The 21,856-nt window shown below is 74.4% G+C and carries 21 protein-coding genes; 12 read left to right on the top strand and 9 right to left on the bottom strand.

Annotated features, from left to right (window positions below):
- Window positions 1-8: 8 nt before the first annotated feature.
- Together ACI790_RS04220 and ACI790_RS04225 are read right to left on the bottom strand one after the other, a co-directional pair.
- Entirely contained in the window at window positions 9-1,370 is a 1,362-nt protein-coding gene (locus ACI790_RS04220; protein ID WP_456568529.1) for an MFS transporter, read from the bottom strand.
- A gap of 26 nt (window positions 1,371-1,396) precedes the next feature.
- Window positions 1,397-2,224 (bottom strand): alpha/beta fold hydrolase, encoded by an 828-nt coding sequence (locus ACI790_RS04225; RefSeq protein WP_456568530.1) that lies wholly within the window; start codon window positions 2,222-2,224, stop codon window positions 1,397-1,399.
- Window positions 2,225-2,298: 74 nt separating this feature from the next.
- Between ACI790_RS04225 and idi the strand changes: the two genes are divergently transcribed.
- The 3 genes from idi to ACI790_RS04240 all read left to right on the top strand — a co-directional run bounded on the left by idi (window position 2,299) and on the right by ACI790_RS04240 (window position 3,988).
- Complete coding sequence (gene idi, locus ACI790_RS04230) at window positions 2,299-2,838, top strand: isopentenyl-diphosphate Delta-isomerase (protein WP_456568531.1); 540 nt, start codon at window positions 2,299-2,301, stop codon at window positions 2,836-2,838.
- Window positions 2,839-2,923: 85 nt separating this feature from the next.
- On the top strand, window positions 2,924-3,697 hold the full coding sequence (locus ACI790_RS04235) for an SDR family NAD(P)-dependent oxidoreductase (protein ID WP_456568532.1): 774 nt from the start codon (window positions 2,924-2,926) through the stop codon (window positions 3,695-3,697).
- Window positions 3,698-3,718: 21 nt separating this feature from the next.
- Window positions 3,719-3,988 (top strand): hypothetical protein, encoded by a 270-nt coding sequence (locus ACI790_RS04240; protein ID WP_456568533.1) that lies wholly within the window; start codon window positions 3,719-3,721, stop codon window positions 3,986-3,988.
- 13 nt (window positions 3,989-4,001) lie between these two features.
- On the opposite strand, the gene ACI790_RS04245 is transcribed toward ACI790_RS04240, so the two are convergent.
- On the bottom strand, window positions 4,002-6,389 hold the full coding sequence (locus ACI790_RS04245) for a SpoIIE family protein phosphatase (RefSeq protein WP_456568534.1): 2,388 nt from the start codon (window positions 6,387-6,389) through the stop codon (window positions 4,002-4,004).
- A complete protein-coding gene (locus ACI790_RS04250) occupies window positions 6,386-7,024 on the bottom strand; it encodes a biliverdin-producing heme oxygenase (RefSeq protein ID WP_456568535.1) in 639 nt (212 codons plus the stop codon). The genes ACI790_RS04245 and ACI790_RS04250 overlap by 4 nt, the downstream gene beginning before the upstream one ends.
- A 257-nt stretch (window positions 7,025-7,281) precedes the next feature.
- Between ACI790_RS04250 and ACI790_RS04255 the strand changes: the two genes are divergently transcribed.
- Complete coding sequence (locus tag ACI790_RS04255; RefSeq protein WP_456568536.1) at window positions 7,282-8,211, top strand: proline dehydrogenase family protein; 930 nt, start codon at window positions 7,282-7,284, stop codon at window positions 8,209-8,211.
- A gap of 14 nt (window positions 8,212-8,225) precedes the next feature.
- On the top strand, window positions 8,226-9,851 hold the full coding sequence (gene pruA / locus ACI790_RS04260; RefSeq protein WP_456568537.1) for an L-glutamate gamma-semialdehyde dehydrogenase: 1,626 nt from the start codon (window positions 8,226-8,228) through the stop codon (window positions 9,849-9,851).
- Window positions 9,852-9,943: 92 nt separating this feature from the next.
- Here pruA and ACI790_RS04265 read toward each other — a convergent pair whose 3' ends face one another.
- Entirely contained in the window at window positions 9,944-10,480 is a 537-nt protein-coding gene (locus ACI790_RS04265) for a DUF488 domain-containing protein (RefSeq protein WP_456568538.1), read from the bottom strand.
- A gap of 107 nt (window positions 10,481-10,587) precedes the next feature.
- Between ACI790_RS04265 and ACI790_RS04270 the strand changes: the two genes are divergently transcribed.
- The gene (locus tag ACI790_RS04270) at window positions 10,588-11,739 is read left to right on the top strand and encodes an MFS transporter (RefSeq protein ID WP_456568539.1); all 1,152 of its coding nucleotides are present in this window, start codon (window positions 10,588-10,590) and stop codon (window positions 11,737-11,739) included.
- Between the two features lie 6 nt (window positions 11,740-11,745).
- Here the strand turns inward: ACI790_RS04270 and ACI790_RS04275 are convergent, their stop codons facing one another.
- The 4 genes from ACI790_RS04275 to ACI790_RS04290 all read right to left on the bottom strand — a co-directional run bounded on the left by ACI790_RS04275 (window position 11,746) and on the right by ACI790_RS04290 (window position 15,099).
- Window positions 11,746-12,084: a hypothetical protein gene (locus ACI790_RS04275; protein ID WP_456568540.1), complete on the bottom strand. Its 339-nt coding sequence runs from the start codon at window positions 12,082-12,084 to the stop codon at window positions 11,746-11,748.
- A gap of 53 nt (window positions 12,085-12,137) precedes the next feature.
- The gene (locus ACI790_RS04280; protein ID WP_456568541.1) at window positions 12,138-12,956 is read right to left on the bottom strand and encodes an ABC transporter permease subunit; all 819 of its coding nucleotides are present in this window, start codon (window positions 12,954-12,956) and stop codon (window positions 12,138-12,140) included.
- Window positions 12,953-13,879 carry an ABC transporter ATP-binding protein gene (locus tag ACI790_RS04285; protein ID WP_456568542.1) on the bottom strand — a complete coding sequence of 309 codons (927 nt, stop codon included), beginning with the start codon at window positions 13,877-13,879 and terminating at the stop codon, window positions 12,953-12,955. The genes ACI790_RS04280 and ACI790_RS04285 overlap by 4 nt, the downstream gene beginning before the upstream one ends.
- A 110-nt stretch (window positions 13,880-13,989) precedes the next feature.
- Window positions 13,990-15,099, bottom strand: coding sequence for an NAD(P)-binding domain-containing protein (locus ACI790_RS04290; protein WP_456568543.1), 1,110 nt, complete (start codon window positions 15,097-15,099; stop codon window positions 13,990-13,992).
- Window positions 15,100-15,243: 144 nt separating this feature from the next.
- Here ACI790_RS04290 and ACI790_RS04295 point away from each other — a divergent pair, with 144 nt between their 5' ends.
- The 6 genes from ACI790_RS04295 to ACI790_RS04320 all read left to right on the top strand — a co-directional run bounded on the left by ACI790_RS04295 (window position 15,244) and on the right by ACI790_RS04320 (window position 21,810).
- Window positions 15,244-16,551, top strand: coding sequence for an ATP-grasp domain-containing protein (locus ACI790_RS04295; protein WP_456568544.1), 1,308 nt, complete (start codon window positions 15,244-15,246; stop codon window positions 16,549-16,551).
- Between the two features lie 248 nt (window positions 16,552-16,799).
- Entirely contained in the window at window positions 16,800-17,591 is a 792-nt protein-coding gene (locus ACI790_RS04300) for an ABC transporter ATP-binding protein (protein WP_456568545.1), read from the top strand.
- Entirely contained in the window at window positions 17,588-18,457 is an 870-nt protein-coding gene (locus ACI790_RS04305) for an ABC transporter ATP-binding protein (RefSeq protein WP_456568546.1), read from the top strand. Before ACI790_RS04300 ends, ACI790_RS04305 begins: the two co-directional genes overlap by 4 nt.
- A complete protein-coding gene (locus ACI790_RS04310) occupies window positions 18,454-19,344 on the top strand; it encodes a branched-chain amino acid ABC transporter permease (RefSeq protein ID WP_456568547.1) in 891 nt (296 codons plus the stop codon). Before ACI790_RS04305 ends, ACI790_RS04310 begins: the two co-directional genes overlap by 4 nt.
- Window positions 19,337-20,572, top strand: a complete 1,236-nt coding sequence (locus tag ACI790_RS04315) for a branched-chain amino acid ABC transporter permease (protein ID WP_456568548.1) — start codon at window positions 19,337-19,339, stop codon at window positions 20,570-20,572. The genes ACI790_RS04310 and ACI790_RS04315 overlap by 8 nt, the downstream gene beginning before the upstream one ends.
- A complete protein-coding gene (locus tag ACI790_RS04320; RefSeq protein ID WP_456568549.1) occupies window positions 20,569-21,810 on the top strand; it encodes an ABC transporter substrate-binding protein in 1,242 nt (413 codons plus the stop codon). The genes ACI790_RS04315 and ACI790_RS04320 overlap by 4 nt, the downstream gene beginning before the upstream one ends.
- The last annotated feature ends 46 nt before the right edge of the window (window positions 21,811-21,856 follow it).

Here is a 21,856-nt window from a genome sequence, read left to right on the forward strand (position 1 = left end):
AGGGCCGCTCACCGGCGGGGCGCCGCCGGCGTCGCCGGATCGGGAGCCGCCTCGAGGGACTGGCCGCGGCGCTCGGGCAACCCCCAGGCGGCCAGCGCCCCGAGCAGGAAGAAGGCGGCGAAGGTGCCGAAGACCAGACCGGTGCCGCCGGCGGCGACGAGCGGCGGCACGCTGAGCGGCGCGGCGATCGAGGCCAGCCGGCCGAACCCGGCCGCGGCTCCGGCGCCGGTCGCCCGCAGCGCGGTCGGGTAGATCTCCGGCGTGATCGCGTAGAGGGCGCCCCACGCACCGAGGTTGAAGAACGACAGCACCATGCCGGTGACCAGGACCGCCGTGTCGCCGTCGGCGGTGGCGAACAGCCCGGCCCCGACGGCCGAGCCGACGAGGAACGTGGCCAGCGTCGGCCGCCGGCCCCACTTCTCGATCAGGAAGGCCGCCACCGCGTACCCGGGCAGCTGGGCCAGCGTGATGATCAGCGTGTACTGGAACGACTTCACCAGCGAGAAACCGTCGTTGAACAGCAGCGTCGGCAGCCAGATGAAGGCGCCGTAGTACGAGAAGTTGATGCTGAACCAGACGACCCACAGGGCGGCCGTGCGCATCCGTGTCGCGGCGGCCCAGAGGGCTCCGGGTCCGGGCGGGGGCCCCGGCGGCTCGGGTGCCGGTGACGCGACCGGTGCGACCCCGGCGGCCCGCTCGAAGCGGCGCACCGTGGCCTCGGCCTCCTCGGTGCGGCCGCGCAGCTCCAGGAAGCGCACCGACTCGGGCAGGCCGCGCCGGACGACGACGGCGTACAGCGCGGGCACCGCGCCGATGGCCAGCGCCCACCGCCAGCCGTCGTCGCTGCGGGGGACGACGAAGTAGCCGATCAGGGCGGCGAGGGTCCAGCCCACCGCCCAGAACGCCTCGAGCAGCACGACCACCCGGCCGCGCACGCGGGCGGGCGCGAACTCGCTGACCAGGGTGCTGGCGACCGGCAGCTCGGCGCCCAGGCCCAGGCCGATGAGGAACCGGAACACCAGCAGCGCCCCGACCGACCAGGACAGCGCCGCCGCACCCGTGGCCAGCCCGAAGACCAGCAGGGTCAGCGCGAACACCTGGCGGCGGCCGAACCGGTCGGCCAGCAGGCCGCCCAGCGTCGCGCCGATCGCCATGCCGACGAAGCCGATGGAGCCGATCCAGGACGCCTGGGTGGTCGAGAGGTCCCACTGCGCGATCAGCGCCGCCATCACGAACGAGATGAGCCCGACGTCCATCGCGTCGAGGGCCCAGCCCATGCCGGAGCCGACGACCAGCCGACCGTGCTGGTTGGTGAACGGCAGCCGGTCGAGGCGCTGGGCGCGGGTCAGCGGGGACGTCGTCTCCGTCATGCCGTGCAGTCTCGCAATGCCGCGGATCAGCCGCGGACGTGGGCGGTGACCAGCTCGGCGGTGCGCTCGGCGGCGAGCTCGGGGATCCAGTGCGTCACGTCGTCGAGGACCTCGAGCCGGTAGGCGGCGTCGACGAAGCGGGCGGTGTCCTCCGTGGCCGCGCGACCGAGGAAGGCGTCGCCGGTGCTCCAGACGTGCAGCGTGGGCACGCGGACCTTCCCGACCGGGTCGCGCCCGCTCCACGGCAGGGCGCGGTACCAGTTGATCGCCGCGGTGAGCGCACCCGGCTCGCGCATCCGCCGCACGTAGCGGTCGACGGCGTCGTCGGGGAGGCCGCCGTGGGCGAGCATCCGGCGCAGCGCCGCGCCGTCGCCGGCGAGCAGCAGCTGCTCGGGCACGACGGGCAGCTGGAACAGCCCCACGTAGTAGGACCGGAGCGCCTGGTCGCTGGTCACCATCGCGCGGGCCATCGCCCCCGGGTGCGGCACCGAGAGCGCGGTCAGCGTGCGCACCCGGTCCGGGTGCCAGGCGCCGAGCGCCCAGCCGACGATGCCGCCCCAGTCGTGGCCCACCACGTGCGCGGAGTCCAGCCCGGCGGCGTCGAGCAGCGCGAGGACGTCGTCGGTCGTCTCGCGCAGCCGGTAGTGCGCCCGCCCGCGCGGCCGCGCCATGGGCGAGTAGCCGCGCTGATCGGGGGCCAGGGTGCGCAGCCCGTGCTGGTGGAGCGCGGGTGCCACGCGGTCCCAGGCGGTGGAGTCCTGCGGGAAGCCGTGCAGCAGGACGACGGGCTCCCCGTCGGTGGGTCCGGCGTCCCGCACGTCGAAGGTCAGGCCGTTCCGGCGAAAGCTGTCCACCCGACGCCTCTTCCCCGCCCGGTTCCCGCGCACACAAGGAGGCGGTGCCCGCGTCGATCGGGGACCATGGTGCGGTGACTGCGCCTCCTGTCGAGCTCATCGTGCTGGTCGACGACGACGGGCGGGAGATCGGCACGCTGCCCAAGCCGCAGGTGCACCACGGGGAGACCCCGCTGCACCGGGCGTTCTCCGCCTACCTGTTCGACGACGCGGGCCGCCTGCTGGTCACCCGCCGGGCCGAGGACAAGGCGACGTTCCCCGGCATGTGGACCAACACCGTGTGCGGGCACCCCGGCCCGGGGGAGGACGACGGCACGGCGATCGCGCGGCGGGCCGGCTTCGAACTCGGCCTGCAGGTCGCCGACGTGCGCCCGGCGCTGCCCGGGTACCGGTACCGGGCGGAGTTCCGCGGCGTCGTGGAGAACGAGGTCTGCCCGGTCTACGTCGGTCGCTTCGCCGGTGAGCCGGCGCCGGAGCCGAGCGAGGTGGGGGAGTGGGAACTGCTCGACTGGGCCGCGTTCCGCCGTCGCCAGGAGACCGAGGGGGATGCCTGGTCGCCGTGGTGCCGGGAGCAGGCCAGGCTGATCGAGGAGGCCGGGCTGCACCGCGTCTGACCCGGCTCCGGCCGCCCGACCTGCGGCCCCTGCGATCTTCGGCGAGGCTGTCGGCGACGGACACGCACGGACGACGGAGGGCTGCATGGAGACGTCGCTGAAGGGCCGGGTCGCACTCGTGACGGGTGGGGCGAGCGGCCTCGGCCGGGCCACCGCGCTGATCCTGGCCGAGGCCGGTGCGCACGTGGTGGTCGCGGACATCGACGCCGCCGGCAGCGAGGAGACCCTGTCCCGGGTGAACGCGGCCGGGGGCTCGGCCGAGGTGGTGGGCCTCGACGTCACCCAGGACGAGAGCCGGCGCGCCGTCGTCGCCGACCTGTTCGACCGGCACGGCGACGCGTTCGACGTGCTGGTCAACGTCGCGGGCATCGACCGTCCGGGCTACATCACCGACATCGACCTCGCCGACTACCAGCGGGTGCAGGCGGTCAACTGCGAGGGCCCGATCTTCCTCACCAGCGAGTTCATGAAGCGGGTGCAGCACCTGCCGGAGGGGCGCACCGCCGACGTGGTGCACGTCGTCTCGCTGTCGGCGATCACCTCCGGCAGCGGCGCGATCGCCTACAACGGCTCCAAGGCCGGCTTCCTCAACGCCACCAAGTGCATCCAGCGGGAGGTGCGGGAGAAGGCGGTCCGCCTCGACGACGGCAGCGAGCGCCCGTTCCCCTGCCGCGTGCAGAGCGTCATCCCGGCCGCGATGGACACCCCGATGATGGAGCAGTGGGGGATCCCCGGGCACCTGATGATGCCGCCGTCGGCGGTCGCCGAGGCGATCCGCACCCTGCTCCTGCTGCACCCGGCCGCGTTCATCCCGGAGATGCAGATCGTGCCCCGGCTCGAGCCCAACTTCCCCCGCTGACCGGTCATGAGGAACAGCCGAGTGAACGCGCCGGACGACCCGACCCCGGACACCGCGATGGCCTCCGGCTCCGACGCCGGCGAGCCCGGTGGGCACCTCGGCCCGGGTGATCTCGCCCCCGACGAGGAGCGGCTGCTCGCCGCGCTGGAGCGGGACGGCCGGGCGGCCGGTCCCGGTTCCCCGGAGGAGACGGCCCCCGTCGTGCGGGCGGCCGAGGACGAGGCGCCGCTCCCGGCCGAGGGCGGCCCGCCCGACGACGGGCTGACGCCCCGGTTCACCGAGCCCGGCTGACGCGGCAGCCGGGTCAGGGCTCCCGCGGGCGCAGCCGGACGGCGACCAGCGCGACGTCGTCCTCCGCGCCCTCGGGCAGCAGCCGGTCGATCAGCCGGTCGCACATCACGGCGACCGGCAGGTCGCGCAGCTCGGCCAGCGCCCGGCCGAGGAGCTCGACGCCGTCGTCGAACACCTGGTCCCGGCGCTCGACCAGCCCGTCGGTGTAGAGCAGCAGCGTCGAGCCGGGCGCGATGACCGTCGTGTGCTCGCCGCGCGGCCGGGTGGGGTCCACGCCGAGGAGCAGGCCGGCGCGGTCGGGCACGAGCAGCTGCTGGGTGCCGTCGGGCGCGACGACCAGCGGGGGCAGGTGCCCGGCGCTGGCCCACCGCAGCCGGACGCCGCCGGGCCGCCCGTCCCCGGCGTGGCCCTCCCCGGCGTGGTCGTCGCCGGGAGGGTCGAGCCGGCCGACGAGCACCGTCGCCATCGCGCCGAGGTCCAGCCCCTCGATCGCGGCGTCCAGCCGGGCGAGGACGGCGGCGGGACCCGAGGAGTCGTCGTAGGCGATCCCGCGCAGCAGACCGCGCAGCTGCGCCATGGTGGCCGCGGCCTCCGTGTCGTGCCCCACCACGTCGCCGATGACGAGCACGGTCGAGCCGTCCGGCTGCTGGAAGACGTCGTACCAGTCGCCCCCGACCTGGGCCTCGCGCCCCGCGGGCACGTACCGGACCGCGACGTCGAGGTGGTCGGGCTCGGGCGGGTCCACCAGCAGGCTGCGCTGCAGCGTCTCCGCGGCCCGCACGATGCTGCGCGAGCGGGCGTACAGGGCCTCCAGGAGGTGGGTGCGAAGCTCGGTGGCCTCGGCGAGCTCCTGCGTCGTCCACGGCTCCGACCGGCCGCGGACGGTCTCCCGCCACCGCTCGAAGGACTTGCGCGGGCTGAGCCGGACCCCGTTGCCTTCGCGCTCGGCGATCGCCTTGTTGTGCGGATCGCCGCCCCAGTCGATGTGCCGCACCGCCTCGCCGCGGAACCAGAGGACGTACTGGCCCTCCGGCAGCGGGAGCACCAGCACGCCGGCGGTCTGCTCCGTCAGCCGGACCGCGCGCGCCTCCACCGCCAGCGCGTCGGTGGCGACGACGTCCTGTCCCCGGGAGGCGGCCCACTCGGCGATCCGGTCTGCCACGCCCGGGGGGAGCGCGGCCCCGGCGGCGCCCCGGTTGCCCTGCAGGTGCACCACGACGCCGTCGGCGTCCAGCAGGTCCAGCAGGTTGGGCGAACCCAGCACCGTGTCGGTGAGCGGCCGGTCCTCGTCCATGGCCGCAGCGGTCAGCCACGCCAGCGTCGACCGCGCCCGCAGGGCGCGGTCGAACTCGTCCTCCTGCGCCCGGTCGATGAGCCGCACCGACAGCGTCGAGCCCAGGAACTCCGCCGCGGCGCGGGTGGCGTACGGCGGGGCGTGCGGACCGCTGTAGTGGTGGCAGGCGATGAGCCCCCACAGCTTGTCCCCGCGCAGTAGCGAGATGGACATCGAGGCGTGCACGCCCATGTTGTGCAGGTACTCGACGTGGATCGGCGAGACGCTGCGCAGGGCGGAGTAGGTGAGGTCCAGCGGGCGGCCGCTGACCGGGTGGTCGACCGGCTGCAGCGGCACCGGCGTGTACCCGACGTCGGAGATCAGCCGGATCCAGTTCTTCTCGTACAGCGCCCGCGCCTGCGCGGGGATGTCCGATGCCGGGTAGTGCAGGCCCAGGAACGAGTTGAGCCGCGGTGCCTTCCCCTCCGCCACGACCTCGCCGTTGAAGTCGGCGTCGTAGCGGTAGACCATCACCCGGTCGAAGCCGGTGAGGGTGCGCACGGCCCGGGCGGTGATGTCGTAGAGCTCCTGCAGGCTGGTGGCCCGGTCGAGCTCGCCGATCGTGCCGCGCACCGCCTGGTAGGTGTTCGGGAAGGAGAACGGCCGCGGGCCGTACGCGGGCTCGAGTTCCACCACCAGGCTGGTGAGCGGCGGGTCGGCGGCCGGCTCGCCGTGCTCGTCGGGCTCCGCCCGGCCGGGCTGGATGACCGCCCGGTGCAGCAGGGCGTCGACCGGCACGGGCCGGCCGTCGACGGTCAGGGCGATCTCCACCGGGTTGCGCTCCCGGAGGTCGCCGAAGGCGCTCGCCGACCGGACCACCGCGTCGGCGGCCGGCCCGCCCAGCACGTCGGACAGCGGTCGGCCGAGCGCCTGCTGCCAGGGCACGCCGGTGAGGTCGGCGAGGTTCTCCGACACCTGCTGGACCAGCCAGTCGGGATCGCTGACCGCGATGAGGACGCCGCGCGGCTGGATGCGGCCCGGGATGTGGATGGGTTCGCGCTCGCAGTTGGTGAGGTCGACCGGAGCCCCCGGATCCAGGAACTCGATGCCGCGATCGAGGTCGGTCACGCGTGCGCCCCCTGGACGCGTCCGGCGGGCCGGCACCACGCGGCGAGCTCCCGGAAGGTGTCGCGGGCGGAAGCGAGGACGCGCTCGACGTCGCCGCCGGCCGCCACGTGCGCCCGGACGACCCGGCGGTAGGCCGCCCACATGGCGCCGGTCTCCGGCCCGTACGGCGAGAAGGCGCGGATGCGCACGCCGGCCAGGCCGGGCAGGCCGGCCAGGTGCCGGTCGATGAAGGTGCCGCCGAGGGTGGAGCCCTCCAGCACGTAGAGCCGGCCCAAGGCCTCGTCCGTGCCGCCGACGGCGGGCAGCGCGGGCGTTGCCACCGTCGCGGGGGCGTCCAGCGCGGCGAGGTCCGCGGCGAACAGCCCGGCCCGGCGCCGGCGGGCCCAGCCGACCGTGCGGGCGTCGGCGGGGCGGCGGGCGGCCCACTCGTCCAGGCCCGCCTCGGCCGCCGTCCAGAAGCCGTGCATCAGCCCGAGCACCAGGGCGAGCCGGTCGCGGTTCAGCTCCGGGTCGAGCAGGTCCAGGGTGTCCTCGAGGGTCCGGTGCTCCTCGGCGGTCCCGGTGCGCAGCACGCGCAGCACGTCGTCGTCCCCGCTGCGGTGGTCCCGGTGCGCACCCGTCTCTCCCGCAGCCATCCGTACGAGCGTAGGCGACGGCCGGAAATCAGGGGCGGTGACAGCGTGAAGCCGGCGTCCTCGAGGGTGGCCGGCGCCGCGAGCACGCGGGACACCGGTCGACTTTCCGCGGAAACCCACCCCGGAGTTTCCGCGGAAAAGCTCCTCATACAGGGGTGAGAGCAGATCCCGGAAGTCCGGACAGCTGTCCCTGGCCCGGACGGGGGGAGGTGCCTAGCGTTCTGCGTGTCGGCGTCGTCCGCACCCGGGGAGGTCCCGTGCTGCTCTCCAAGGCCCTGCTCGCCGCCTCCCGCCGGCCCGCCCTGCGGCGGGCGGTCACCGGCACCCCGGCCACCCGCCGGGTGGTCGACCGGTTCGTGGCCGGGGAGTCCCTGGACGACGCGCTGGCCGCCGTCCGCTCGCTGACCTCCGACGGGATCGCGGTGACCCTCGACCACCTCGGCGAGGACGTCACCGACCGGGCCCAGGCGCGGCGCACCCGGGACGCCTACCTCGCCGCGCTCGAGGCGCTGGCCCCGCTCGGCCTCGGACCCGCCGCCGAGGTCTCGGTGAAGCTGTCGGCATTCGGCCAGGCGCTGCCCGACGGGCACGACCTCGCCCTCGAGCTGGTCCGCCCGGTCGTCGAGGCGGCCTCGGCCGCCGGTACGACGGTCACCCTCGACATGGAGGACCACCGCACCGTCGACGCCACCCTGGCCACGGTCGCCGAGCTGCGCAAGGAGCACCCGCAGACCGGCGCCGTCCTGCAGTCGATGCTCCACCGCACGGAGGACGACGCCAAGGCGCTCGCGGTGAGCGGCTCCCGGGTGCGGCTGGTGAAGGGCGCCTACGACGAACCCGAGACCGTCGCCCACCGGAGCCGGAAGGACGTCGACGCCGCGTACGCCCGCTGCCTGGAGATCCTGATGAGCGGGCCGGGGTACCCCATGGTCGGCTCGCACGACCCGGCGATGGTGCAGCGGGCGCACGAGCTGGCGGCGCAGCACTCGCGGGCCGCGGACACCTGGGAGGTGCAGATGCTCTACGGCATCCGCCCCGACGAGCAGCGCCGGCTGGCCGCCGCCGGCACCCGGGTCCGGGCCTACGTGCCCTACGGCGCCGACTGGTACGGGTACTTCATGCGCCGGCTGGCCGAGCGCCCGGCCAACGTCGCCTTCTTCCTCCGCTCGCTCACCACCCGCTCCTGAGAACGAGGTTCCCCATGGACGCCGTCACCCGTGTCCCGGCTCCGCGCAACGAGCCGGTGCTCACCTACGCCCCGGGCACCCCGGAGCGCGACCAGCTCCAGGCCCGGCTGGCCGAGCTCGCCGCCGCGCCGGTGGAGCTGACCAGCACGATCGGCGGCCGGCAGCGGATGGCCGCCGGCGAGCGGTTCGACGTCGTGCAGCCGCACCGGCACGCCGCCGTCCTCGGCACCGCGGCGCACGCCACGCACGGCGACGCCCAGGACGCCCTCCGGTGCGCCAAGGAGGCGGCGCCGGGCTGGCAGGACCTCTCCTTCGACGACCGCGCGGCGGTCTTCCTGCGCGCGGCCGACCTGCTGGCCGGCCCGTGGCGGCAGACCCTCAACGCGGCCACGATGCTCGGCCAGAGCAAGACCGCGCAGCAGGCCGAGATCGACAGCGCCTGCGAGCTGATCGACTTCTGGCGCTACAACGTGCACTTCGCGCGGCAGATCCTCGCCGAGCAGCCGGAGTCCTCGCCCGGCGTCTGGAACCGCACCGACCACCGGCCGCTCGAGGGCTTCGTCTACGCGATCACGCCGTTCAACTTCACCGCGATCGCGGGCAACCTTCCCACCGCGCCGGCGCTGATGGGCAACACCGTCGTCTGGAAGCCCGCGCCCACCCAGCAGTTCGCCGCGCACTTCCTTATGCGGCTGCTCGAGGAGGCCGGGCTCCCGCCGGGCGTCATCAACCTCGTGACCGGCGACGGGATCCCGGTCTCCGAGGTGGCGCTCGCCGACCGCGACCTCGCCGGCATCCACTTCACCGGCTCCACGCCGGTGTTCCAGCACCTGTGGCGGACGGTCGGGGAGAACATCGCGAACTACCGCGGCTACCCGCGGATCGTGGGGGAGACCGGCGGCAAGGACTTCGTCGTCGCCCACCCGTCGGCCGACGTCGACGTGCTGCGCACCGCGCTGGTCCGCGGCGCCTTCGAGTACCAGGGCCAGAAGTGCTCGGCGGCCTCCCGCGCCTACGTCCCGCGGTCGGTCTGGTCGCGGCTGAGGGACGACCTGGTCGCGACGACGGAGTCCCTGGAGATGGGCGACGTCACCGACCTCTCGAACTTCATGGGCGCGGTGATCGACCGGAAGTCCTTTTCGAAGCTCTCCGGCGTCCTGGACCGGGTGGACGACGACCCGGCGCTGTCGATCGTCGCCGGCGGCTCGGCCGACGACAGCGAGGGCTTCTTCGTGCGGCCGACGATCATCGAGGGCACCGACCCCGGCCACGAGGTGTTCACCACCGAGTACTTCGGCCCGGTGCTGGCGGTGCACGTCTACGACGACGCCGACTACGACGCGGTGCTGGCGCAGATGGAGTCCGCGGCGCCGTACGCGCTCACCGGCGCGGTCATCGCGCAGGACCGGGTGGCGATCGCGCACGCGCAGCGGTTCCTGCGGCAGGCGGCGGGCAACTTCTACGTCAACGACAAGCCCACCGGCGCCGTCGTCGGCCAGCAGCCCTTCGGCGGCGGGCGGGCCTCGGGCACCAACGACAAGGCCGGCGCCGCGCAGAACCTGCTGCGCTGGACCAGCAGCCGGTCGATCAAGGAGACGTTCGCGCCCGCGACCGACCACCGCTACCCGCACATGGCCTGACCCCGGGCCACGATCAGGTGACCTGATCCTGGCGTGTCCTCCCGCACGGTGGGCGGCGGGGGAGGACGCGCGGCGGTGCGGGAGGACGGCGTTCAGGCGGGTGCGGACGCCGGCCAGTGGACCAGGCCGTCGTCGGCGAGCACGGCGCCCGCGGCGGGCCGGTGGGGGCCGAGGCGACCGTCGGGCATCAGGTGCGCGACGGGGGTGTCCCGGGCCAGCACGGCGACGTCGGCGACCAGCCGGCGGTGGCAGCGCCACCAGACGCTCTCGCTGCACATCACCGCCACCGTCGCGCCGGTCGCCTCGGCGAGCACCTCGTCCAGCGCGGCGGCGAACTCCGGCGTGCGCGTGTGGGCGGCGTAGGCGGCGAACTGGGCGACCGTCCACCAGCCGTCGGCGACCGGCTCCTCGGGGGGCAGCCGCCGCCGGCCGCCCAGCCGTTCCTCCCACCGGTAGCCGATGCCGGCGGTGGGGAGCCACTGCTCGAGCGCCTCCCGCCGGACGTCGGGGTTGGTCCGGCTGCCGGGGAAGCGGCGCACGTCGACGACGAGGTCCACCCCCGCCGCGGTGAGGCGGGCGCCCAGCCGGGAGCGGTCCTCGGGGCCGTGGCCCACGGTCAGCAGCGGCACGGCTCCTGCCTACCCGAGCGCGGCCCGGCGTGCCCCGCCGGTCATGCTCGACGGGCACCGGGAGACGACGACGAGGGCGGAGTGACGTGGGCGGGGGAGCGGTGGACGTGCAGGGCCCCCTCTGGCGGTCCCGTGGGGTCCAGGCACTGGTCGGCGTCACGGCCCTGGGGTTCGTCAGCTACTTCCTCACCCTGGCGTCCCTGCCGACCTACGCCGTCGCCGGCGGCGCCCCGGAGAGCACCGCCGGGGTGGTCACGGCCGTCTTTCTCGGGGTCACCATCGCCGCGCAGGGCCTGATCCCCGGCCTGACGGCGCGGTTCGGCATCGGCCCGGTGTTCGCCGCCGGGCTGCTGGCCCTCGGGGTGCCGGCGCCCTTCTACGCGCTCGACGACGGCGTGGTCTGGATCGCCGCGCTGTCCGCGGTGCGGGGCACCGGGTTCGCGGTGATCACGGTCCTCGGCGCCACCCTGTCCGCGCGGGTGGCACCGCTGGAGCGGCGCGGCGAGTCGATCGGGCTGTACGGGTTGGCGATCGCGCTGCCCAACATGGCGGCGGTGCCGGCCGGGGTCGCCCTCGTGCTGGCCGGGCACGTCGGCTGGCTGTCGTGGCTGGCGGCGTCGCCGGTGCTGGGCCTGTTCTTCCTGCCGCTGCTGCTGCGGTCGGTGGACACCCGCGAGGAGCGCGGCCCGGCGGGCAACGCGCGGGCCGCCGTGCGCGCCGCCCTGGCGCCGTCGCTGGTGCTGCTCGTGGTGACGACGGCCGGCGGCGGGTTCCTCACGTTCCTCCCCATCGAGCGCCCCGACGGGCAGGTGGCCACCGTGGCCCTGCTGCTGTGGGGGCTGGCCGGCGCGGTCACCCGGTGGCGGATCGGCCTGCTCGCCGACCGGCTCGGAGCGCGGCTGCTGCTGCCGCTGTCGCTGCTGGTCGGCGCGGCGGGGCTGGCGGTCGCCGGGGTGGGCCTGTGGTGGGGCCCGGCGTGGGTGCTCGTGGGCGCCACCCTCTTCGGCGCCGGGTTCGGGGGCGCGCAGAACCTGACCCTGCTGCGGGCGTTCGCCCGGGCCGGCGAGCAGGGGACGACGACGGCCAGCGCGTTGTGGAACGCCTCCTTCGACGCCGGCACGGGGGCGGGGGCCCTGCTGCTCGGCTTCGCCTTCGGTGCCGTCGGCCTGCCCTGGACGCTGGTGCTGAGCGCCGTCGTCCTCGGCGCCGTGCTGCCGCTCGCCCGGGTCGCCGCCCGGCCCGCGGTGGTCCGGGGCTGACCCGGGTCAGCGGGGGCGGGCGGCGTGCAGCGACCGGATGAAGAGGATCTCCTCGCCGGACCGCCGCAACCAGGTCCGCAGCCCCTCCGGGTCGTCCCGGTTCGCGTCGCGCAGCTGGCCGAGCTTCAGCTGCCGGCTGCTGGCCTGCGCCCGCTGCGCGGTGGGCAGCGCGCGCCCCTCGGCCCGGGCGATGGCGGTCAGCCCCGCGCCCACGAACACCAGGTCGCGGATCTCCGTCAGCCCGCCGAGCAGCCGATCGGCGGCGGCGTCGTCGGACGCGGTCAGCGCGGTGAGCAGTTCGTCGGCGCGGCGGCGGCCCTCGGCGGCCGGGTCGGGCGTGGTCACCGCACCACTGTGCCCCGTCCGCGGGGACCGGGGCACGGCGGGGTGTGGACGACTCACGCGTCGCGGCGGCGCAGCACCAGGTAGCCGACGGCGAGGACGGCGGCGACCTCGGCGCAGAAGACCGCGAAGCCGGTCCACGGCTCGAGCAGGTTCGGGTTGAACGACACCGGGGTGGCGACCACCGAGCCCGCGTTGCCCGGCATCAGCTTCGTGGCCCACTCGCCCCAGGCGCCGGGCAGCAGCACCACCATGTTGCCGACCACCAGCAGCAGCGCGAGCACGATGGACAGCGCGGCCGCCGTGTGCCGGACGAGCAGGCCGACCGCGGCGGCGAACAGCCCGATCCCGGCCAGGTAGAGGCCGCTGCCCAGCAGCGAGCGGCGCACGCCGTCGTCGGTGAGCGCCAGGCCGATGCCCTCCCGCTCCAGGAACCAGTTCCCACCCAGGTAGCCGAGCACCGCGGTGACCGTGCCGACGACGAAGAGGGTCGCGGTGAGGACGACGGCCTTCGCCGCGAGCACCCGGCCGCGGTGCGGGGTGGCGGTGAGGGTCGCGCGGATCATGCCGGTGCCGTACTCGCCGGTGACGACGAGCGCACCGAGGACGATCGCGGTGATCTGGGCGACGGTCATGCCCCAGGTGACGAACGCGCCGGGGGCCTCGCCTGCGCTGCCGTCGGCGAGCTCCCGGGCGCTCACCGCGCACACCAGCACGGTGAGCCCCACGCCCAGCACGACCAGGGCCACGATCGACCAGGTGGTGGAGCGGACCGACCAGAACTTGAGCCACTCCGCATGCCGGGTGTCCCTGAAGCCGGGCCGGCGGACGCCGGGCACGTTGCTGTGCGGGTCGAGGGCGACGGTGTCGGTCATCGGGCTGCTCCGGTCGGGATCCGCTCGCGCGCGGCGTACTCGACGCTGGCGGCGGTGAGGGTCATGAAGGCGTCCTCGAGCGAGGAGCGGACGAGGGTCAGCTCGTGGAGGAGCAGCCCCTCCCGGCCGACCAGCTCCCCGATGCCGGCCGCCTCGCGGCCCTGCACGCGCAGCTCGTCGTCGACCGTGCCGACCCCGAGCCCGTCGCGGCGCAGCACCTCGGCCACCTCGGCCCGCTGGGGACTGCGCACCCGCACGTAGGAGGCCGCGTGCTCGGCGATGAAGTCGGGCATCGAGCAGTCGGCCAGCACGCGACCGCGGCCGATGACCACCAGGTGGTCGGCGGTAAGCGCCATCTCGCTCATCAGGTGGCTGGAGAGGAAGACGGTGCGGCCCTCGGCGGCGAGCTCCCGGGTCAGCGTGCGGACCCAGCGGATGCCCTCGGGGTCCAGGCCGTTGACCGGCTCGTCGAGGACGACGACCGGCGGATCGCCCAGCAGGGCGACGGCGATGCCGAGGCGCTGGCCCATGCCGAGGGAGAAGCGGCCCACCCGCTGTCCGGCGACGTCGGTGAGCCCGACCAGGTCGAGCACCTCGTCGACGCGGCGCACCGGCAGCCCGTTGCTCGCGGCCATCCAGCGCAGGTGGTCGCGGGCGGAGCGGCCCGGGTGCACCGCCCGGGCCTCCAGCAGCGCCCCGACCTGCCGCAGCGGCGCGGGGAAGTCGGCGTAGCTGCGGCCGTGGACGGTGACGCGGCCGGCGGTCGGCCGGTCCAGGCCGAGGAGCATGCGCATCGTCGTCGACTTGCCGGCGCCGTTGGGGCCGAGGAAGCCGGTGACCCGGCCGGGGTGGACGGCGAACGAGACGGCGTCGACGGCGGTGCGGTCGCCGTATTTCTTGGTGAGCTCCCGCGCCTCGATCATCGCGGAGCTCCCGGGAGCGGTGGGAAGGTCATGCGGCAACCCTGGCGGCACCGGGTCCCCGGCGACATCGGGGAGCGCCCTGACCCGACCCTGAACCGTCCCCGAGGACGTCAGGCGCTGCGGGGCAGAGAAGTTCCCGGCCGCAGCTCGCGACGCAGCGCCCGGGCGGCCGCCTGGCCGGCCCGGTTGGCACCGATCGTGCTGGCCGAGGGGCCGTAGCCGACCAGGTGCAGCCGGGGCTCCCCGGCGACCTGCGTGCCCTCCATCCGGAAGCCCTCGCCGGGTCCGCGCAGCCGCAGCGGGGCGAGGTGGCCGACTGCCGCGCGGAAGCCGGTGGCCCACAGGATCACCTCGGCGGGCTGGAACCGGCCCTCCTGCCCGTCCGCGGCGCTCCAGACCACGCCGTCGGCGGTGATGCGGTCGAACATCGGCAGCCGCTCGAGGACCCCCCGGTCCAGGCCGTCGCGCACGTACGGGGTGGAGACCAGCAGCCCGGTCACCCCGACGACGCTGCCGGGGCGTCGTCCCTCGCGCACCGCCTGCTCGACCTTCGCGACGACCTCGCGGCCGACGTCCTCGTCGAACGGGCCCTCCCGGAAGACGGGCGGGCGGCGGGTGACCCAGGTCGTGGAGGTGACGCGGGAGATCTCGGCGAGCAGCTGGGTGGCGGAGGCGCCGCCGCCCACGACGACGACGTGCTGCCCGCGGAACTCCTCGGCGGACCGGTAGTCGACGGTGTGCAGTTGGCGGCCGCGGAACAGCTCCTGGCCCGGGTAGCGCGGGACGAACGGGCGGGTCCAGGTGCCGGTGGCGTTCACGATCGCGCGCGCGGTCCAGCTCCCGCGGTCGGTCTCGACGGCGAAGCGGCCGTCCGCGGTGCGCCGCACGGCGGCCACCGTCACCGGGCGCACGACGGGCAGGTCGAACCGGCGCTCGTACTCGGCGAAGTAGGCCGGCACCGTCGCCACGGCCGGCGCGGCGACGTCCGAGCGCGGAAAGGGCAGGCCGGGCAGGTCGTGCACCCGGTGGGTGGTGCCGAGGGTGAGCGAGGGCCAGCGGTGCCGCCACGCCCCGCCGGGAGCCGGCTCCCCGTCGAGCACCACGAAGCCGGTGCCGCGCTCGAACCCCTGCCGGGCCAGGGCCCACGCGGTGGACAGGCCGGCCTGTCCCGCGCCGATGACGACCACGTCGACGTCGCGGGGGAGGGGCGTACCGGTCACACCGGCACCAACCAGCCGCCGGCCGGCGACCTTCCCCGGCCTCCGCGGCGGTCGTTCGCGCGGACCGGTCGGTACCCGTTCCCTGCATACCGACCGGCCGGTATGGTGCGCGTCCGATCACCGATCGACGGGAAACATTGCACCATGCCCAGGCCGCACCGCGCAGACGACACGGCCGTGCCGCTGGCCGAACGGTGGTTCGTCGCGGTCGAGGTGGACGAGCCCCGCCGCGCCGCCCGGCCGGAGTTCGGCGCCGGGGAGCGACTGGACGATCCCGGGCTGGCGCAACTGGACCGCGCCGGACGGCGGGGGCTGCGGACGGCGGTGCTGACGCGGGACCCGGAGCGGGGTGCGGGCGACGCCGGCTGGCCGGTGGACCGGTGGCTGCGCTGCGACACGGAGGACCCCACGGCGATCGTCGCCGCGGTGCGGTCGCTGGGCGGGGAGATCGCGGCGGTCACCAGCGCCGTCGACGGCTTCGCCGGCCCGGCCGCCACGGTCGCCCGGCTGCTGGGTCTCCGGGGGCCGACCCCCGGCTCCGCGGCACTGGCCCACGACGCGGCCGCCGTGCGCACCGCGCTTTCGGCGGCCGGCGCGACCGACGTCGACTGGTCCGAGATCCCGGCCGGGGCGGCGGTCACCTCGCCGGTCGGGTACCCGTGCGTCATCCAGCCGGTGGACGCCGGGGCCGGCTGCGGCGCGGGTCTGGTCGCCGGCGATGCCGAACTGCGGGCGCTCGCCGAGCGGCACCTGACCGGTGGCCGCCACGGGCGTGACGGGCGGTCCGGGCGCCGGCTGGTCGTGGAGCGGCACGTCCCGGGCCGGCGCTACGCCGCGGACGGGTTCGTCGACGAGCGCGGCCCCGTCGTCCTCGCCTGGTCCGAGCTGATCATGGCGCCGCCGCCGTACGTCACGGAGCTCGCCCTCACGGTCACCACGCGGCCGCCGCCCGCGGACGCCGCCGACCACGTCGGCGCCTGGCTGGCCGCCCTGGGGTACGACTTCGGGCCGTTCCACCTGGAGTTCGTCGTCGGTCCGAGCGGCCCCCGGTTCGCCGCGCTGCACCCGCGGCCGGCCGTCGCCGGTGCCCGCGAGTGCGTCGACCAGGTGAGCGGCGTGGACACCGCCGACCTGGGCGTCGCCCGGCTGCTCGGCGAGCCCCCGGGCCCGGTGGCGTCGCGCGTGGGGGCCGGCGCGCTCATGCACCTGTCCTCGCACACCGCCGGGCGGGTGCGGGCGGTGTCGGGCGTCCGGGAGGCCGGGGGCATCGCGGGGGTGCTCGCGGCGGAGGTGGTCGCCGACCTGGGCAGCGACGCCGCGCCGCCGACCTGCAGCCGGGATCACCTGGGGTGCGTCGTCGCGATCGGCGAGACCCCCGAGCAGGCCCGGCGGCGGGCCGTCGCCGCGCTCGACCGCATCCGCGTGGAGATCGACCAGCTCCTCCCGGCCTGAAAGCCCCGGTTCCGGCACCTCAGCGGGCCGTTGCGCGTGATCAATCCGTGACCGTTTGGGCTTGCGGATTGTGCACGACTTACCCCTAGAGTTCCGGCTCATGTGCGCCAGATCACTTTTCCCCCGTGCGGGGGGCCGCGGGTGCTGACGGTCAGTCGCAGGCCCCTCGTTCCCCGGACGACAGTCCCCGCGCCCCGGTCCGGGCCCGCACCCGCGGCGGCGTCCCGCGCCGGGCGGGAGAGCCGCCCGTGCTGAACATCGACTCCCTCCACGTGACCTACGGCGGTGCCGTCCAGGCCGTGCGCGGGGTGACCATGGAGGTTCCCGACGGCAAGGTCGTCGCCGTCCTGGGCAGCAACGGCGCCGGGAAGACGACGCTGCTGCGCACCATCTCCGGCACGCTCCGGCTCCACCGCGGCAAGGTGGAGGCCGGGACCGTGCACTTCGACGGAACCGATCTCGTCGGCCGGGACGCGGCCCAGGCCGTCCGGCTCGGCCTCGTGCAGGTGCCGGAGGGGCGGCGCATCTTCGGCCGCCTCACGGTGGAGGAGAACCTCCGCGCCGGCGGGATGGGCAACAAGGACAAGACGGCCAAGGCGAAGGCCCAGGACCGCGTCTACGACATGTTCCCCGTGCTCAAGGAGCGCAGCTCGCAGCGCGGCGCGCTGCTGTCCGGTGGTGAGCAGCAGATGCTCGCCATCGGCCGGGCGCTGATGGCCAGCCCCAAGCTGCTCCTGCTCGACGAGCCCTCGCTCGGGCTGGCGCCGCGCATCATCGGGCAGATCGGCGAGGTCATCGCCGAGATCAACCGGCAGGGGACCTCGGTCTTGCTCGTCGAGCAGAACGCGACCATGGCGCTCGGCGTGGCCGACCTGGCCTACGTGCTCGACGTCGGTGAGGTGTCCCTCTCCGGCGATGCGCGGCAGCTGGCGCAGACCGACGAGGTGCAGCGGCTGTACCTCGGTCACGACGGCGGCGACACCGGCGAGAAGCGGGTGCGCACGGCGTCGGGCAAGAAGCTGTCCCGGTGGACGGCATGAGCGCCCCGCACGCCGCCGGGTCGGAGGTCCGGTCGGACATCCCACCGGTCGAGGTCGACAACGTGAGCGTCCGGTTCGGGGCGATCAACGCGCTGTCGGAGGTGTCCTTCACGGTCGTGCCCGGCTCGATCCACGCGATCATCGGGCCCAACGGCGCGGGCAAGTCGACGATGTTCAACGTCCTCTCCGGTGTCTACAAGGCCGCCGAGGGCCAGGTGCGCTTCGGTGAGCACCGGTTGGATCAGATGCGGCCGTACAAGATCGCCGGCATCGGGGTGGCGCGGGCGTTCCAGAACATCGCCCTCTCCGGCACCCAGTCGGTGGCCGAGAACCTGATGCTGGGCCGCCACCACCTGACCAAGGCGGGCTTCCTCGCCGCCGGCCTGCGGCTTCCCCGGGCGACGCGGGAGGGGAAGATCCACGGCGCGCGCGTGGCCGAGATCGCCGACTTCCTCGAGCTCGGGGACAAGCTGCACACGCCCGTCGGCGTCCTCTCCTACGGCGACCAGAAGCGGGTGGAGGTGGCTCGGGCGCTGTGCACCGAGCCGCGGCTGCTCCTGCTCGACGAGCCGGTGGCCGGCATGAACGCCGAGGAGACCGACCGGATGGCCGACGCCATCCTCGAGATCCGTTCGGCGCTCGGGATCTCCGTCGTCCTCGTCGAGCACGACATGGGGATGGTCATGTCGCTGGCCGACCGAGTCACCGTCCTGGACTTCGGTCGCCGGATCGCCGACGGCACCCCCGCCGAGGTGCAGGCCGACCCCGAGGTGATCCGCGCCTACCTCGGTTCCGGTGACGAGGAGAACCCCTCCGAAGCCGCCGCTCACCACCACCCCTCCGACACACCTGGGGCGACCTCGTGACGCAGTTCCTCTCCCTGCTCCTGAACGGGATCTCCCTCGGAGCCCTCTACGCCCTCATCGCCCTCGGCTTCGTGATCATCTTCAAGTCCAGCGAGGTCGTGAGCTTCACGCACGGCTCGCTGCTGCTGCTGGGCGCCTACTCCATCGCGCGGCTGTCGGACTCGATCGGGTTCCTGCCGGCCGTCCTGGTGGGCATCCTGATCACGGCGGTCGCGGCGTTCGTCATCGAGCGCCTGATCATCAACCGGCTCCGCGGTGCGGCGGTGATCAGCCTGGCCATCGTCACCATCGGCGTCGACATCATCCTGCTCACCGAGCTGATCCGGCGGATCGGCTCGGACATCCTGAACGTGCCGCACCCGTGGGGCGGGGAGTCGTTCCGGGTCGGGAGCATCGGGCTCAGCCAGAACCGGCTGATCGCCTTCCTCGTCGCGGCGGTCCTCATCGCCCTGTTCTTCGCGGCCTTCAAGTACTCCAGCTGGGGCATCGCGATGCGGGCGTCGGCGGAGGACGGCGAGACGGCCGCGCTGATGGGCATCCGGCAGGGGCGGGTCTCCGCGCTGGCCTGGGTGGTCGCCGGCGTGCTGGCCGCCGTCGCGGCGTTGTTCCTCGTCGGTTCGCCCACCCCGGGTGTCAGCCCGACGGCCTACGCCGTCGCGCTGCGGGCCTTCCCGGCGGCGATCCTCGGCGGTCTCGACTCGACGGGGGGCGCGCTCGTGGGCGGGCTCCTCATCGGCATCGCCGAGGCGATGGCGGCCGGGTACCAGGACCAGCTGCTCTTCCTCGGCCGCGGCTTCAGCGCCGTCGTGCCCTTCATCGTGATGATCGCGGTGCTCATGTTCCGGCCCTCCGGCCTGTTCGGGACCAAGGAGCTGACCCGTGTCTGAGTCGACGATGACGGCGGCCCAGGGGGCGCACCGGTCGGGCGTCGATGCGGAGTCGGCCGGTGGTGGCGGGTCCCGGTTGCGGTCGCTGCTGCGGCCGCTGCTGCTGGTCGCGTTCCTGGTGGTCCTGCTGGCGCTGCCGCTCTACGTGGAGGAGTTCTGGCTGCGCACGGGGTTCGCCGCCTTCGGCGCGATCGTCGGCGCGATCGGCCTGAACCTGCTCGTGGGCACCAGCGGCCAGCTCTCCCTCGCCCACGCCTTCTTCCTCGCCGTGGGGGCGGTCAGCTACGTGTACGTCTCCGGCGAGCCGGGCGGGCTCGGCGTCGCCGAGCTCGGCGGTCTGGGCCTGCCGCCGATCATCGGCATGATCGTGGGCGTCCTCCTGGCCGGCCTGGCGGGGCTGATCTTCAGCCCGCTGGCGGCCCGGCTGCGGGGGATCTACCTCGGCGTGGCATCGCTGGCGCTGGTCTTCATCGGCATCCACGTGCTCAACAGCTGGACCGAGGTCACCGGCGGCTTCAACGGGCGGGCGGCGCCGAGCTTCTCCCTCTTCGGGTTCACCTTCGGCAACCGGGATCCCGAGCTGTACGTCCTGGGCGTGCCGTTCCGGGAGGCGGAACGGCTCTGGTACCTCGGGCTCGTCCTGGCGCTGGCCGCCTACCTGTTCGCCCGCAACCTGCTGCGCAGCCGCCCGGGCCGGGCCCTGCAGACGCAGCGGGACAGCGAGGTCGCGGCGTCGGTGATGGGCGTCAACGTGCAGGGCTACAAGGCCAGGATCTTCCTGGTCAGCTCCATGTACGCCGGGCTGGCCGGGGTCATGTACGCCCTGTCCATCGGCAGCATCGCGCCGGAGTCCTTCGGCCTCGAGCTCTCCATCCTGTACCTCGCCATGATCGTCCTGGGCGGGCTCGGCTCGGTGAACGGTGCGGTGCTGGGGGCGATCTTCGTGAGCGCGCTGCCGCTGGTCTTCCAGCGGTACGCCGACCTGATCCCCTTCGTGGGCCGGGGCGAAGGGCTGGCGGCCGGCGAGGCGGCCCGGTTCCTGTTCGGCGCCGCCATCGTCCTGGTGATCCTCTTCGAGCCCGCCGGCCTCGCCGGCATCGCCAACCGCATCTTCGGCCGGTTCCGCCGCCGACCGGGGGGACGCCTCACCCAGCGCCCCCCCGACACACCCAGCAGTTCCAGCGAGCCCACTCCGTCCCACCCACCAGCCCAAGGGAGCACCACGTGAGACTCAGCAAGCGTTCGACCGGCGCCACGATGCTGGCCGCCAGCTTCGTCCTTGCCGCCACCGGCTGCAGCACCAAGGCGCCGGAGTCGTCGGGGGGCGGCGGGGCAGCGGCCGCCGGCGACGTCGCCACCGACGTCGGGGTCGAGGGCGAGACGATCAACCTCGGCGTGCTCACCGACCTGACCGGTGTCTTCGCCGCGCTCGGCAACGACATCACCAACGCCAACAGCCTGTTCTGGCAGAACAACCAGGTCTGCGACACGTACGACGTCACCCTCGACATCCAGGACACCGGGTACGTCCCGCAGCAGGGTGTCGCGCTGTACAGCGGGATGCAGGACAGCATCCTGGCCATGCAGCAGACGATCGGGTCGCCGATCAACACCGCGCTGGCACCGGAGTACGAGTCCGACCAGATCGTCAACTTCCCCTCCGCCTGGTCGAAGACGCTGACCGAGATCCCGGGCACGGGTGTCGTGGGCGCCACCTACGACGTCGAGATCGCCAACGGCTACGACTACCTGTTCCGGGAGGGGCTCCTCCAGGAGGGCGACACCGTCGGCCACATCTACTTCGAGGGCGAGTACGGCGCCAACGGGGTCGAGGGCACCCGGGCGGTCGCCGAGGCCAAGGGCCTCGAGGTGATCGAGGCGCAGATCAAGGCGACGGACCAGGACATGAGCGCCCAGATCACCCAGTTCAACTCGGCCGGCGTCGACCTCATCGCGCTGACCGTGGCCCCGGGGCAGACAGCCTCGGTCGCGACCGTCGCCGCGGCGCAGGGGCTGGACGTGCCGATCCTGGGCAGCAACCCGGTCTTCGCGCCCGGCCTGCTCGAGGGCCCGGCCGCCGAGTGGCTGAAGACCCACCTGTACGTGGCCTCGCCGGTGTCGTCCTTCGACGCCCACCCGGAGCTGCTCCAGCAGTACCAGGAGGCCTACCCCGACGCCGTCCCGAGCCTGGGCGTCGTCGTCGGGTTCGGTATGAGCGAGATGATGAAGCAGGTGCTCGACGCCGCCTGCGAGAACGGCGACCTAACCCGTGAGGGCGTCCTGACCGCCTTCCAGGAGCTGGAGGAGGTCGACACCGGCGGTCTCGTCGTCCCGATCCGCGGCTTCGAGGTGGGCCAGTCGCCCAGCCTGGAGAGCTTCATCCTCCAGCCGGCCGACGTGCCCGGCGGCGCCACCGTCCTCGAGGACGCCTTCGAGGGCGAGTTCGCGGCGGACATCGCCGGCTGACCCTGCGGTACCGGCGGCGCCCCCTCCCACCCACGTGGGAGGGGGC

This window comes from Blastococcus sp. SYSU DS0539 (assembly GCF_054050855.1).

Bases quoted from the DNA above. Each gene is read 5' to 3' on its own strand.
- ACI790_RS04220 (WP_456568529.1), bottom strand. From the start codon at position 1,370: ATGACGGAGACGACGTCCCCGCTGACCCGCGCCCAGCGCCTCGACCGG.
- ACI790_RS04235 (WP_456568532.1), top strand. From the start codon at position 2,924: ATGGAGACGTCGCTGAAGGGCCGGGTCGCACTCGTGACGGGTGGGGCG.
- ACI790_RS04250 (WP_456568535.1), bottom strand. From the start codon at position 7,024: ATGGCTGCGGGAGAGACGGGTGCGCACCGGGACCACCGCAGCGGGGAC.
- pruA (WP_456568537.1), top strand. From the start codon at position 8,226: ATGGACGCCGTCACCCGTGTCCCGGCTCCGCGCAACGAGCCGGTGCTC.
- ACI790_RS04280 (WP_456568541.1), bottom strand. From the start codon at position 12,956: ATGACCGACACCGTCGCCCTCGACCCGCACAGCAACGTGCCCGGCGTC.
- ACI790_RS04285 (WP_456568542.1), bottom strand. From the start codon at position 13,879: ATGATCGAGGCGCGGGAGCTCACCAAGAAATACGGCGACCGCACCGCC.
- ACI790_RS04295 (WP_456568544.1), top strand. From the start codon at position 15,244: ATGCCCAGGCCGCACCGCGCAGACGACACGGCCGTGCCGCTGGCCGAA.
- ACI790_RS04305 (WP_456568546.1), top strand. From the start codon at position 17,588: ATGAGCGCCCCGCACGCCGCCGGGTCGGAGGTCCGGTCGGACATCCCA.